The 14,278-nt window shown below is 33.0% G+C and carries 16 protein-coding genes; 12 read left to right on the top strand and 4 right to left on the bottom strand.

Annotated elements, in window-relative coordinates:
- Positions 1–123 precede the first annotated feature (123 nt).
- The 12 genes from CHB80_RS11550 (at position 124) to miaA (ending at position 10,204) form a co-directional block, all read left to right on the top strand.
- Complete coding sequence (locus CHB80_RS11550; RefSeq protein WP_089371623.1) at positions 124–1,083, top strand: Gfo/Idh/MocA family protein; 960 nt, start codon at positions 124–126, stop codon at positions 1,081–1,083.
- Positions 1,084–1,093: 10 nt separating this feature from the next.
- Complete coding sequence (locus CHB80_RS11545) at positions 1,094–1,759, top strand: hypothetical protein (protein ID WP_089371622.1); 666 nt, start codon at positions 1,094–1,096, stop codon at positions 1,757–1,759.
- A gap of 118 nt (positions 1,760–1,877) precedes the next feature.
- Complete coding sequence (locus CHB80_RS11540) at positions 1,878–2,765, top strand: 3-hydroxybutyryl-CoA dehydrogenase (RefSeq protein ID WP_089371621.1); 888 nt, start codon at positions 1,878–1,880, stop codon at positions 2,763–2,765.
- 13 nt (positions 2,766–2,778) lie between these two features.
- Complete coding sequence (locus CHB80_RS11535; protein WP_143337114.1) at positions 2,779–3,261, top strand: hypothetical protein; 483 nt, start codon at positions 2,779–2,781, stop codon at positions 3,259–3,261.
- Positions 3,261–3,842, top strand: coding sequence for a GrpB family protein (locus CHB80_RS11530; RefSeq protein WP_089371619.1), 582 nt, complete (start codon positions 3,261–3,263; stop codon positions 3,840–3,842). The genes CHB80_RS11535 and CHB80_RS11530 overlap by 1 nt, the downstream gene beginning before the upstream one ends.
- 22 nt (positions 3,843–3,864) lie before the next feature.
- A complete protein-coding gene (locus CHB80_RS11525) occupies positions 3,865–4,341 on the top strand; it encodes a YcxB family protein (RefSeq protein ID WP_089371618.1) in 477 nt (158 codons plus the stop codon).
- A 115-nt stretch (positions 4,342–4,456) separates the two neighbouring features.
- Positions 4,457–4,981, top strand: a complete 525-nt coding sequence (locus CHB80_RS11520) for a M23 family metallopeptidase (protein WP_229746842.1) — start codon at positions 4,457–4,459, stop codon at positions 4,979–4,981.
- Positions 4,982–4,984: 3 nt separating this feature from the next.
- Entirely contained in the window at positions 4,985–6,223 is a 1,239-nt protein-coding gene (locus CHB80_RS11515) for a DUF1015 domain-containing protein (RefSeq protein ID WP_089371616.1), read from the top strand.
- Between the two features lie 13 nt (positions 6,224–6,236).
- Complete coding sequence (locus CHB80_RS11510) at positions 6,237–6,893, top strand: YggS family pyridoxal phosphate-dependent enzyme (RefSeq protein WP_089371817.1); 657 nt, start codon at positions 6,237–6,239, stop codon at positions 6,891–6,893.
- A 136-nt stretch (positions 6,894–7,029) separates the two neighbouring features.
- Positions 7,030–8,409 carry an exonuclease domain-containing protein gene (locus tag CHB80_RS11505; RefSeq protein WP_089371615.1) on the top strand — a complete coding sequence of 460 codons (1,380 nt, stop codon included), beginning with the start codon at positions 7,030–7,032 and terminating at the stop codon, positions 8,407–8,409.
- A 36-nt stretch (positions 8,410–8,445) separates the two neighbouring features.
- A complete protein-coding gene (locus CHB80_RS11500; RefSeq protein WP_089371614.1) occupies positions 8,446–9,297 on the top strand; it encodes an ion transporter in 852 nt (283 codons plus the stop codon).
- A complete protein-coding gene (gene miaA, locus CHB80_RS11495) occupies positions 9,290–10,204 on the top strand; it encodes a tRNA (adenosine(37)-N6)-dimethylallyltransferase MiaA (protein WP_089371613.1) in 915 nt (304 codons plus the stop codon). The genes CHB80_RS11500 and miaA overlap by 8 nt, the downstream gene beginning before the upstream one ends.
- 38 nt (positions 10,205–10,242) lie before the next feature.
- On the opposite strand, the gene CHB80_RS11490 is transcribed toward miaA, so the two are convergent.
- The 4 genes from CHB80_RS11490 to CHB80_RS11475 all read right to left on the bottom strand — a co-directional run bounded on the left by CHB80_RS11490 (position 10,243) and on the right by CHB80_RS11475 (position 14,272).
- Positions 10,243–10,950, bottom strand: a complete 708-nt coding sequence (locus CHB80_RS11490; RefSeq protein WP_089371612.1) for a response regulator transcription factor — start codon at positions 10,948–10,950, stop codon at positions 10,243–10,245.
- Positions 10,951–10,952: 2 nt separating this feature from the next.
- Positions 10,953–12,485: a sensor histidine kinase gene (locus CHB80_RS11485; RefSeq protein WP_229746841.1), complete on the bottom strand. Its 1,533-nt coding sequence runs from the start codon at positions 12,483–12,485 to the stop codon at positions 10,953–10,955.
- Between the two features lie 97 nt (positions 12,486–12,582).
- Positions 12,583–13,176 carry a dephospho-CoA kinase gene (coaE, locus tag CHB80_RS11480; protein ID WP_089371610.1) on the bottom strand — a complete coding sequence of 198 codons (594 nt, stop codon included), beginning with the start codon at positions 13,174–13,176 and terminating at the stop codon, positions 12,583–12,585.
- A gap of 145 nt (positions 13,177–13,321) precedes the next feature.
- Entirely contained in the window at positions 13,322–14,272 is a 951-nt protein-coding gene (locus CHB80_RS11475; protein WP_089371609.1) for a CdaR family protein, read from the bottom strand.
- Positions 14,273–14,278 lie beyond the last annotated feature (6 nt).

Raw genomic sequence — 14,278 nt, 5'->3', positions numbered from 1 at the left:
AAATACAGCTTTAATTGAGCTTTCAAAGAAAACTCATCCTAGATTAATTAACATCTTTTTTCTATATGAAATTCTTAAAAAAAATCCCTGAAATAACCTTATTTTTGTGTAAAAATAAACCCTATGCTTAAAGCTGGAGTATTAGGTGCTGGACACCTAGGTAAAATACACTTACGCCTTTTACAACAATCTGAAAATTATGAGCTTATTGGTTTTTATGATGCTTCTCCTGAAGTACGTAAAGCCATTGCCGATGAATTTGGGTATACCCCATTTGATACTATGGAAAGCCTCATAGACGCCTGTGATATGGTAGATGTAGTCACACCTACTACATTTCATTATGAATGTGCTAAAAAAGTGATTACAGCTGGAAAGCACTTATTTATAGAAAAACCCATTACAAATACTATAGAAGAAGCAGAAGAATTACTTGATCTAGCCCAAAAACACAATGTATTAGGACAAGTAGGCCATGTAGAGCGTTTCAATCCTGCATTCATGTCTGTAAATGATTCTATACAAACTCCTATGTTTATAGAAGCTCATAGACTTGCAGAGTTTAATCCTAGAGGAACAGATGTTCCTGTTGTACTAGATCTTATGATTCATGATATAGATGCTATCTTGAGTGTTGTTCAAAGTCCTGTAAAAAATGTATCGGCTAGTGGCGTTTCTGTGATTAGTGAAACACCCGATATTGCTAATGCTCGTATTGAATTTGAAAACGGATGTGTGGCAAACCTTACGGCAAGTCGTATCTCTCTTAAAAATATGCGTAAAGCACGTTTCTTCCAGAAAGATGCCTATATCTCTGTTGACTTTTTAGAAAAGAAAGTTGAGGTTGTAAAAATGAAAGATGCACCAGAACAACCCGATGATTTTGCTATGATTTTACAAAATGCAGAAGGCATTAAAAAACAAATATATTTTGACAATCCAGATGTTCCATCTAACAATGCAATTCTTGATGAGTTGGACGCTTTCGCGAAAGCAATAAAAACCAACACCACTCCTATTGTATCATTAGAAGCTGGTACCGAAGCATTACGTGTTGCAAAAATGGTGATCGCCAATTTCTAAAAAACAAATAATGTATATATTTAGACTAGTCGTTGCTATTTTAATACTCACTGCTACCACTGTATCTGCACAAAATAAAGCAGAAAAGGTGGAGCTTATTGATATGGCTAAGGATTTAATCATCACAAAAAAACAAGAGTCCAATATCAAACAAGTTTGGTGGATTCCTAGTGAATACTGGAGAATTGCACTTACAGATTCTCCAGATATAGGAGAAGAAATCATTACTGATATTGAAACCAAACTAGTAGGATATTCCCTTTTCTCTGTGGTTAATTCAGATATAAGTCCCTTTAGTGGTTTTAAAAAACGTGATGCCACCATTACAATTATACATAACAATGAGATTTTATTGCCTTTACCTGAAGAAGAAATTCCTACAGATATTAAAGAGCTTATAGATGTTTTTAGACCAACACTTGCAGGTATGGCTGGGCAATTAGGGGAACAAATGATATTTTATGTGTTTAAAAATGAGTTGGAAGACGGCACGACAGCTATCTCTCCATACAATACAGGGAAACTCTATGTAAAAGTAAATGACGTTGATTTTATCTATCGTCTTCCTTTACAATCCATGGTAGCCAAAAAAGTATGCCCCGAAGATCAAGAGCAGTTAAATGGAAATTGGGACTACTGCCCATGGCATGGAATAAAATTAATAGAACAGAACTAATTAATAATATGTAAATAGGTTTTTGCTGGAGTTTATACTGAGCATAGCCGAAGTGCGAAAGCGTATATAGAATTAAATAAGATTTCCACCTTTGTGGAAATGAAAATTATAGAACAGTATGAAAAATATAGCAGTAATAGGTGCGGGAACTATGGGTAATGGAATTGCCCATACATTTGCACAAAGTGGATACAAAGTACAATTGATAGACATCTCACAAGCGTCTTTAGATAGAGGGGTAGCTACTATTACAAAAAATTTAGACCGTCAGTTAGCTAAAGAGCGAATCACAGAAGCCCAAAAACAAGCTACACTTGATAATATTACTACGTTTACAAATCTAGAAGAAGGTGTAGAATATGCAGGTCTTGTTGTAGAAGCTGCTACAGAAAATGTAGATCTAAAACTTAAAATATTTAAAGATTTAGATGCTGCTACTGGAGAAGATACAATTCTAGCTACCAATACATCTTCTATTTCTATTACTCAAATTGCAGCGGTCACTAAACGCCCAGAGCTAGTTATTGGAATGCATTTTATGAATCCAGTACCTATTATGAAATTGGTAGAAATTATACGTGGATATAATACCAGTGATGAGGTTACTGCTACCATTATGGAGATGTCTAAAAATTTAGGCAAAGTTCCTGTAGAGGTGAATGATTATCCTGGTTTTGTAGCTAATCGCATTTTAATGCCTATGATTAATGAGGCTATAGAGACATTATATAACGGTGTTGCTGGTGTTTATGAGATTGATACTGTAATGAAACTAGGAATGGCACACCCAATGGGGCCATTACAACTTGCTGATTTTATAGGGTTAGATGTATGCCTTTCTATACTTGAAGTAATGCATGATGGATTTAAAAATCCAAAGTATGCTCCTTGCCCACTTCTTGTTAATATGGTACGTGCTGGTAAATTAGGTGTGAAATCTGGAGAAGGGTTTTATGACTATTCTGAAAGCCGTAAAGCTGAGAACGTAGCCAAAATGTTTGCTTAAAATTATATCAAAAATGAGTTTTAAAGGAAATTACATATATATTATACTGTTAGCTGTTATTTTCTTTTTTTCTTGTCAAGAAAAAAAACAAACTGACCAAGAAGAAAATAAGCAAGAAGTACTAGAAAGTAAGGAAACTGTCGCTAATGCATCTGCAAATTTTCTTGCAATTGTATATAGAAACGTACTTAACGAGATCACAGATATTAATTTGACTATAAAAAAAGAAGGTACTTTTATTTATTATCAAGCGCCATTATCTAAAACACCAGAAGGAGAGTATAAAACAACAACACTCTCTGGTACTTGGACAAAAAATGAGAATTGGATTGTATTAAAATTTGAAGATCAACAAGTAAAAGCAACTACTATTTTTACTATAACTACAGGTCAAGAAGGCAATTTTAAAGTAATTGATGATACTACGGTCCAAATAGATAGTGATCAAGAAGATATTTCTATACTGGGAATACGGTGTATCAAATCTATCATCTAATGAAAAAGAGTGTATATGACTTAACAAAAGATGATTGGAATACATTATTTCCTGTAACTCTTGAAGACCACAATCCTAAATGGAAGCGTATTTATGAGCAGGAAGAAAAACGTATTATAAATGCATTAGGTAGAAAAACCATCTTAAGAATTGAGCATTTTGGAAGTACTTCCATTCCTGCTATAAAAGCAAAACCATATATAGATATTATCATCGAGGTTTCTAAAGAACACCTTTTTGGTGAACAAATCATACATAGTTTTAAGTCTCTTGGGTATGTCTATTTTGAAGTACCCAAAAGAGACGGCATAGATGCTTATATGTCTTTTGGGAAAGGCTATAATCTAGAAGGTAAAAAAGAACAAATTTATCATATACATATGTGTCCCAAAGATAATTATATGTGGCAACAAGTTGACTTCAGAGATTACCTTAACGCGCATGTAGAAAGAGCAAAAGCATATGAGAAATTAAAAATTTCATCTGCTGCTAAATTTAAAAATGATAGAGGAAATTATGTGCTTTCTAAAACCGACTTTGTTAATGAAACATTAGCTATTATTAATAATACCGCTTTATAAGTAATAGCCTTCAAGGAACATTATGCAACAAATAACAACACATCCATATCGCTTAGAAAAGAAAAGATACTTTAACCTTTTGGTAAAACTATTTTTTAAACGAAAATGGTACATCTCAGTCTTAATGGCTACGATTCTAATTTTATATGTTCCAAAATTTTCTGAAGGTAATTTTTCTCGTTTTGCTGTTGTTTTTGCAATTATATACATCCCGCTAAATATTTATAAAATCTATAGATGGGTATATGCTAAAGGAAATGCTAGCTATTTTGTTGAAAGTGTCTTAACGGTTGACAATTCTTTTTTACACTTTAAAGATATTGCAGATAATGAGACAAAAGTGAGTGTGGCTACCTTTGTAAAAATGACACAAACAGAAGATGAATATCTTTTATATTTATCACAAAATAATTTCAGTTATATTCCAAAAGTTGCATTTAAAACAACCGAAGATCGCGAGTTTTTTGAAAAAATTATAAACCAGAATATTATCTCATAACTGTATGTATTATGCTATTTTTTTTCGGGCTTGTATACTCATACTAGGGTTGTGTATTCTTAGTAGTTGTCTAGAAAAAAAGCATCAAGCAAAAAAAACAACAAAAAAAGAAATTGTGAGTACACCCCAGAGTAAAAGTGACTTACAACTTTTAGATAGTTTATTTAATACACATAAAGAGTTTGAATCTATTCAATTTGATTCCCCTGTAGGAAAACCTTCTTATAAAGGGTATTACAATGCCCAAGAATTTAGAGAAAATGATCACCTAGGTGAAGATTGGAATGGTGTTGGAGGTGGTAATTCCGATTTAGGAGATCCTATATATAGCATTTCAAATGGATATATTTATTCATCAAAAAATATAGATGGAGGTTGGGGAAATGTGATTAGGATTATACATTCCTACAAAAACAAGTATTATGAATCTATCTACGCACATTGTGATTCTATTTTTGTAAAAGAACATCAGTTTATCAAAAGAGGAGAGCAAATAGGAACTATTGGTACTGCTAATGGCAGCTATTTAGCTCATTTGCATTTAGAAGTTAGAGATAGTATTTTTATGGATATCGGGGCTGGATATAGCACTGAATCAAAAGGATATTTAAACCCAACAGAATTTATTAAAACCCATTAGACTTTGCCTACTATTATTCCATTTCGAGCTGTACGTCCTACTAGAGATAAAGTAGGTCTTGTCGCATCAAGATCTTATGAAACCTATTCTAAAAAAGGACGCAAGTTTAGAATGGATAGAAATCCGTATTCATTCTTACATATTGTAAATCCTGGTTATAAATACCATAAGGAGATCACTGGTAAAAAAGCGTTTAAACTAGTACGAAATCGCTATCAAGAATTTAAAGAAGAGGGTGTTTTTCTTAAAGAAGAACAACCATCATTTTACATCTATAAAATCATTGACCGTAAAGGACAAGAATTTTGTGGTCTTATAGGAGGTGCTAGTGTATTTGATTATGAAAACAACCTTATCAAAAAACACGAAGATACCCTAGAAGACAGAGAAGAATTATTTAAAGAATATCTAGATACTGTAGGATTTAATGCAGAAGCAGTACTACTCACCTATCCAGACAATGCTGATGTGGCATCCATTATTCAGGAAACAACACAAGAACGTGCCGAATATGAATTTACCACAACATATAGAGACACACACTATGTTTGGCCATTAAGTAACCCTAAGAGTATCGCTACCATTCAAGAAGCATTTAAACAAATGCCACAGCTCTACATTGCAGATGGGCATCATCGTTCTTCGTCTTCTTATTTACTAGCCAAAGATCATCAGCAAAATGATCCTGATTATCATAAAGAAGCTACCTATAATTATTTTATGAGCTTCTTTATTCCAGAATCACACGTACGTATTCATGAATTTAATAGACTTATAAAAGACCTTAATGGGTTATCCAAAGAAGAATTTCTTATTGCCTTAGATACTGAGTTTAGGATTGAAAATAGAGGTGTTGCTGCATACACTCCAAGTAAAAAGCATCATTTCTCCATGTATTTAGATGGAGAATTTTACTCACTGTATTTACGAAAAAGCAATTATAATTTCAAAAACACCCTTGAAGCACTTGACCCTCAGATTTTATACAAAACAATTCTAGAGCCCATATTAGGTATATCTGATCTTCGCAATGATGCTCGCATCACTTATGCTGGAGGAAAGAAGGATATGATTTATGTAAAAAGCGCTGTAGATAAAGGAGAGTACGCTGTAGGATTTGGAATGCTTCCGCTTACTATGGAAGAGTTAAAGCAAATTGCAGACGACGGATACACTATGCCTCCAAAAAGCACCTATATAGAACCTAAATTACGTAGTGGCATTACTATTTATGAGTTTTAATGATAGAAAGTATATGAGTATTAAAGAAAATATTAAACAACTTCAACATAACATCCCAGACACAGTTACACTAGTGGCTGTATCTAAAACCAAACCTATTACTGCTATTCAAGAAGCGTATGATGGTGGACAACGTATTTTTGGTGAAAATAAAATTCAGGAGATGTCAGAAAAATGGGAACAACTCCCTAAAGACATCCAATGGCATATGATAGGTCATGTTCAGACCAACAAGGTAAAGTTTATGATTCCATATGTGAGTCTAATACATAGTGCTGATAGACTCAAGCTTTTTAAAGAAATTAATAAACAAGCGGCATTAGTAGATCGTACGGTAGATGTATTACTCCAAGTAAAAATTGCTCAAGAAGATACCAAATATGGTATGCCTACTCCCGAAGCAATTGCTTTTTTAGAAGGAAATCAATTGGATAATTATCCTAATGTAAATGTTATAGGGCTTATGGGAATGGCATCTTTTACTGATGATATGACGCAAGTAGCAGCAGAGTTTAAAGTATTAGAAAGTTTATTTGTACGCTTTCGCGAAAGCAAAAACCTATATACTTTATCAATGGGCATGAGTGGCGACTACCAACTTGCCATAGAAAACGGAAGTACAATGGTAAGAGTGGGAAGTGCTATTTTTGGAGCAAGAAATTATCAATAGAATTAACAACCTATAGTAATAAAATCTGCAAAATAATAGTATCTTATACTCTTTTACATGACACAACTATGTGTGATACTATTTTGATGATTAATTTAAAACTGATGAGAAATTCCCTTGTTTCTGGGAATTAAGAATGTACGCGATTTTAGACATAGAGACTACAGGAGGTAAATACAATGAAGAAGGTATTACCGAAATTGCTATATATAAATTTGATGGACATACAGTAGTAGATCAATTTATAAGTCTTGTAAATCCTGAACGTCCCATTCAAGCATTTGTCGTCAATCTTACCGGAATTAATAATCAAATGTTACGTAGCGCTCCCAAGTTTTATGAGGTTGCAAAACGTATTATAGAAATTACCGAAGGTTGTATTATTGTTGCTCATAATGCGCAATTTGATTATCGGATTCTAAGCTTAGAGTTTGATAGATTAGGATACCCGTATGACCGAAAAACATTATGTACAGTAGCGCTTTCTCAAGAATTACTTCCAGGACATAAAAGCTATAGTTTAGGGAAATTAGTAAGAGCACTAGGTATTCCAATTACAGATAGGCATCGAGCAAGTGGAGATGCCATGGCTACCGTCAAGCTTTTCAAAATGCTTTTAGCAAAGGATACGGAGAAAAAAATTATCCAAGCATCTGTACGCGCTTTTCCTAAAAAAAACATGGATAAGAAGCTTAAAGACATTATAGAAGCAGTTCCTTCTGTATGTGGTGTTTACTATATGCACAATATAAATGGTACAGTTATTTACATAGGAAAGAGTAAGAATATTAAAAAACGACTTACCCAACATTTTACTAGTGATAACCGAAAAAGCAAAAAAATACAAGATGATGTTGTTGCCGTAACTTATGAAGAAACAGGAAGCGAACTTATCGCACTATTAAAAGAAAACGAAGAGATAAAACGTAATAAACCTATTTTTAATAGAGCATTACGAAGAACAAAATATAAAATCCAACTTAGCCATTATAAAGATGAAGATGGTTATATAAATTTTAAAACAGAAAAAGCAGATGGTCGTAAAAAAGGTATCACGACCTATAGTTCTATTGCTTCAGCAAAAGCGCATTTAGAAAAAATCACAGATAGCTATACCTTATGTCAAAATAAAACGGGTCTCACAAATGCTAAAGGCAGTTGTTTTGGGCATTCTATAAAGACGTGTGAAGGTGCCTGTATTAATAAAGAAGCTCCTGAATTATATAATAAAAGAGCACAAAACTTTATCAATACCTATAGTTATGAAAACAAAAGTATGCTTGTGATTGATAAAGGACGTGATATAGACGAACGCTCTGTAGTACTTATAGAAGATGGTATTTTTCAAGGAATTGGCTTCTATAATTTGAACTTCCAACTCAACAATATTGACATCTTAAAATCTATTATTACAAAAATGGATAACAATAGAGATGCGCAGCATATTATACAAAGTTACTTACGAACTAAAAAAGTGCAAAAGCTTATCCCATTATCAAATATTCCCAATTCCTAAGTATTTAGTACTTTTATAGTCTTTAAAACATCCTATTTGGAAACCCAAACTAAAAAAAACTGGAAACGTAAATTACACGAAGTAATCTATGAGGCAGATACATCTCAAGGTCGTTTCTTTGATGTTGTCCTTCTTATTTTAATCCTTGCTAGTATTGTACTTGTCATGCTAGAAAGTGTAGATAGTCTGGATGCGAAATACCACGATATCTTCTATGCAGGTGAATGGATTATCACCATCTTTTTTACCTTAGAATACTTTGCACGTATCATTACTGTAAACAAACCGAGTAAGTATATTTTTAGTTTTTATGGGATTATCGATTTCTTATCTACCATTCCATTATACTTGTCATTCTTTATTGTAGGTTCTAATGCATTACTTACTGTAAGAGCACTTCGTTTATTGCGAATTTTCAGGATTCTCAAAGTAACACGTTATATAGGAGAGTCTAATAAACTTACAAAAGCACTTGTAGATAGTCGCACTAAAATAAGTATCTTTCTATTTACCGTACTTGTTATTTGTATTATTTCGGGTACTATTATGTATCTAGTAGAAGGAGAAGAAAGTGGTTTTAGAAATATTCCTGTAAGTATCTATTGGTGTATTGTAACCCTTACCACGGTTGGGTATGGAGATATTCATCCCATTACACCATTAGGGCAATTTCTAGCTTCTATTATTATGATTATGGGATACGGTATCATTGCTGTACCTACAGGTATCGTAAGTGCAGAGTATACAAAAAAGGCTTTAGACAATACGGGTAATCAAGACGAACATATACATACCAATACACAGTCCTGTTCTAATTGCAACCATGATACTCATCATGATAATGCAAAGTTTTGTAATCACTGTGGTTATTCTTTACATAATGACTAAATACCTTATTGCAGTTGTTGGACCTACAGCAATAGGAAAAACGGCATTATCTATTAAAATAGCACAGCATTTTCAGACAGAAATTATATCTGCAGATTCGCGTCAATTTTACAAAGAAATGAATATTGGTACGGCTGTACCTGATCCTGATGAACTAGCTGCGGCACCTCATCATTGTATTCAACATATTTCTATAGAAGATACCTATAGTGTTGGACACTTTGAAAGAGAAGCTATGTCTCTTATAGATACATTACACTTGAAACAACCTTATGTGACTATGGTAGGAGGTTCAGGCATGTATGTAGATGCTGTAATACGTGGTTTAGATCAGTTTCCAGATGTTCAACCAGGTATAAGAGAACAATTAAATGACCTATACAAAACCGAGGGAATCATAGCTTTACAACAACTTCTTAAAGAAAAGGATCCTGTATACTATGACCGTGTAGATATTCAAAATCATCAGCGAGTGACACGTGCACTAGAAGTATGTCTTTCTTCAGGAAAACCTTTTTCATCTTTTCTTGATAAACCTAAGCCTAAACGTCCTTTTGAAACTATTAAAATTGGGCTTTCGGCAGATAGGACAGTCATCTATGATAGAATTAATACACGTGTAGATATAATGGTTGCCAACGGTCTTGTAGAAGAGGTTCAGGGTTTGCTTTCGCGAAAGCGGTTAAACGCATTACAAACTGTAGGATATAGAGAGCTTTTTGAGCATTTTGAAGGGAAGGTATCTCTAGAGAAGGCTATTGAGAATATTAAAACCAATACACGCCGATTTGCCAAAAGGCAGCTTACTTGGTATCGAAAAGACGCTTCGATTACTTGGTTTGACTATCAAACTCCTTTTGAAGAAATTGCAGATTTTATACATAAGAAAACGTCCTATGATGAGTAGGACGTTTTCATACTTTCTTCACTAATACCGTTATCTATTTAGAGGGCTTTTACAACCAATCTAAATCCTTCTCCGTGGATATTTAGTATCTCTACGGTATCGTCTTTCTTTAGGTACTTACGAAGTTTTGCGATATATACATCCATACTACGTGATGTAAAGTAATTATCGTCTCTCCATATTTTTGTAAGTGCAAGTTCACGAGGCATTAAGTCATTTTCGTGTAATGCAAGCATACGTAAAAGTTCGTTTTCTTTTGGTGAAAGCTTGATAGGCTCTTCTTCTCTAAAGGTTAAGAAACGAAGCTTTGAATTTAAATGGAAGTTTCCAATCGTAAATTCAAATTGTTTACTATCTGCTATAGAGTCTACACTCTTACGTTGTATGATGGCTTTGATCTTCATAAGAAGTACTTCACTATCAAAAGGCTTATTAAGATAATCGTCTGCTCCTACTTTATATCCTTTAAGGACATCTTCTTTTAGTGCTTTTGCAGTTAAGAAAATAATAGGTACATCGGCGTTTTTCTCACGTATTTCTTTTGCTAATGTAAACCCATCTTTATAGGGCATCATTACATCTAGTATACAAAGGTCAAAATCGTCTTTTTTAAATTTTTCGAAGCCTTCCATACCATTTTTGGCATGAGTGACATCGTAATCATTCATAGATAGGTAATCCTTTAGGACTGTTCCAAAGTTTGGATCGTCTTCTACGAGTAAAATCTTTTTGTTTTCAGTTTCCATAATTATGATATTAGTGGTAATTTAATGATGAATGTACTTCCTTTTCCCTTCTCACTTTCCACAAAGATTTCTCCTTGATGGTCCTCTACTATTTGTCTGGCATAGGCTAATCCTAAACCGTGTCCTTTCACATTGTGAATATTTCCGGACTGTTCTCGATAGAATTTTTCAAAGACTTTGCGTTGTGCAGCCTTTGACATTCCATCTCCTTGATCTTTAATCTTTATATAAATAAAGTTCTTTACATTTTCTGTATAGACATCTATTTTAGGTTGATCTGAAGAATACTTAACAGCATTCTCTAACATATTAACGATCACATTTGTAAAATGTGATTCATTTGCCAAAACTGATGATTTTGGCGCATCTAAATGCATTTCTATATATCCATCACGATCTTCTACAATAAGAGATACGTGTTGCACTGCATCTTCAATGATATCATGTAATTTATAACGTTCTTTACGGATATCTAGTTCATTCTTTTCTAATTTTGAGATACGCAATACATTTTCAACCTGTGCATGCATACGTTTATTCTCATCACGTATCATCTTATGATAGTACGCTACTTTCTCTGCATTATTAGATATCTTAGGGTTTTTTACAGCATCTAATGCTAAATTAATTGTAGCAATAGGTGTTTTAAACTCATGTGTCATATTATTAATAAAGTCGGTCTTAATCTCTGAGATTTGACGTTGTTTATTTAATTGGTGTAATGCACTTGAATAAGCAACTACAATAATTAGTGTAAATATGACAGATAATACGATCATTCCAATAAGGGAGGAGATCACTATTTTTTTCTCTCCAGGAAATTCAGCATATAAATAATAGCCTGTATTTCCTTCATTATCTAAAAAAATAGGTGCTTTGTAAAATTGAGAAGAGCCTCTAAAATCAAAGTTTTCTGAACGAACTCTAGTTAAAAGGTCATTGTCAAAAATTCCAAATTCAAAATCTGTTTCTAAATCACTTTCTACAAGCTCTAACGTCATCACGCGTTGTATTTCTTCAACAGAAACACGTTTGTGAATTGGTTTTTTATCTAATACATCACTTATTAGGTTTTCATAGCTTATTTTTCTAAAATCAGTAAGCTTAGAAATCTCTTGTATTTTACCTTCACTAGATAGATTTCCATCTAATGAACCTCTACTTAGTATCTGTTTTGAGCTTAGATTAAAATATCTTTTAAACTCTACACTATCTAGGTTTCGATCAAAAGCAGGTGCAGACAATTTAAAGTCTTGCTGTAAAATTCCATTACGATACAAAAAAACATCTTTCGTAATAGGATCTTCATTTATAAAGAAATATTCATCAAGGGTCAGATCATCAGGGACTCCAATACTATCTATTAATCTCTCAACAGTATAATAATATTCTTCATACTCCCTTTCTTGTACTTTTTCAGCTACTTTAATAACTGCTCTTTTTGCACTAAAAGAAAATTGTTCTCTTTTTGCCTTAACGCTATCTAAAATCCAATATCCCTGTACGAATATGATACCTATCAGTGATAGGCTCATGAGGGTTATTAAAGCATAAAACAGTTTTTTATTCACTGCTCAAAAGTAATATTTTAACATTTAGCCGGCTTTCCATTTAACCAAATGTTAACAGCTTTTACCAATTACGAGTAATTCTAAGTAGGATATGGTTATGAATACGAAAGACTTTTTCTTTTGTTTGATCCATATATATATTTTCTACAGAAAAGTCTGCTAATGCCTGTTTTTTAGCATCACTCCATTGTGCCTTCATACGATCTTTTATCTCTTCTATAGAGCTATTATCACGTTTTTTAAGTCTTTCAATACGAATATGCATTGGCGCCGTAACTAATAACATAAAGTCACATTCTTTATAGCCTCCATTTTCAAAAAGTATGGCGGCTTCTTTTATTACATAAGGACTGTCTTGTTGTTTGTACCAATTTTGAAAATGAGTAGCTACTCTAGGGTGTACAATAGCATTTAATTGCTCTAAGAGATATTTATCTTTAAAAACCTTTGCAGCTATATATTTTCTATTAAGACCATCTATAGTATAAGCGTCCTGTCCTAATAATTGAATAATCTCTTTACGAATCTCAGGAGATATCATCATAAGACGCTTAGCTTCTTCATCTGCAATATATACAGGAATCCCTAGCTTTTTAAAAAAACCAGCTACGGTTGTCTTTCCACTACCAATACCGCCAGTAAGGCCTACAATCATACGACTCTAAAATTAATTTTAAGATATCACCTTAAAAGAATACTAAGGTTTTCTATTTTTAAAATTAAGCATAAAAAATATACTTTGTTTAACTTTTACATCAAAAATTCCTTAAAAATATTTAAAAGATCAAACAAAGATGTCTTTAATTGACGACAATATATTTAATTTGCTTGGTTGCTAATCGAGTACTTTTTACTTGTCTTGGAGCTCTTTTGACATCAAGTACAATAAAATCGTCTTCAGAATCACGATTTCTAAAGTCACAAACTACTTCAAAATCATTTGCAGTAATAGATTCATACGCATCTATGGGTACTGTAAAATAAACATCTACAGTTTTGGGAAATATCTTTACATCTGTCCCTTCTGTGTTTATCAACGTCACAGGAATACTAAAAGAACCTTCTGTAAACTTTGCTACTGCTTGTGTATACGTGACGTTATAAGAAGATAATTTTACTTCTTTATGCAATGCTAAAGAATCTATGGATAGCTGTGTTTCTATATTTTCAGAAACTTCCGTTAGGTTTTTAGGCTTCGTTTGTACGCCAGCAATAGTATCTATATATGCCTTAGGCCCCACTATACGGACTACAGAAGGTGTAAGTATTGGAGTTCCATTAGGACCATATCCATTTTTAAATTCTGAGGTAAGTAATGATGTAATAGGTACATCTTTACTTGCTAATGAATCTATTTGAATAGTAATTTGTTTAGGACTAATAGCAGTTACTTCAGATATTCCTGAAAAAGCATTGGCAATTTCTAAAGGATGTCCGTCCGGAATATATTGGTATTTTTTATTGGACGTTTTTTCTAATTGATCAAAATCTATAGCAAGTTCAAAATCTGAAAACTGATTAGAAAGCAATGCAAATCCAGAAAGACTCGTAGTTACTTCAAGCTCTTCTGGTTGTAGATTACTCACCACTTTATCTATAGGAACATTCACTATACGTACAGGAAGGCTATATATTTTGGTGTAATTTTTTGAAAGTTTAATAAGAACAGCTAATACTGTTGTAAGCAAAAGAAAAAAGAAAAATTCTCTTACGCTAGCTCTTTTAAATGTGATTCCTTTCAAAATAGACATGCTTCT

Source organism: Dokdonia pacifica, from assembly GCF_900188275.1.
Classification (GTDB): domain Bacteria; phylum Bacteroidota; class Bacteroidia; order Flavobacteriales; family Flavobacteriaceae; genus Dokdonia; species Dokdonia pacifica.
Note: the sequence above shows the minus strand (reverse complement) of the source record. Positions and strands in the feature narration are given on the sequence as shown.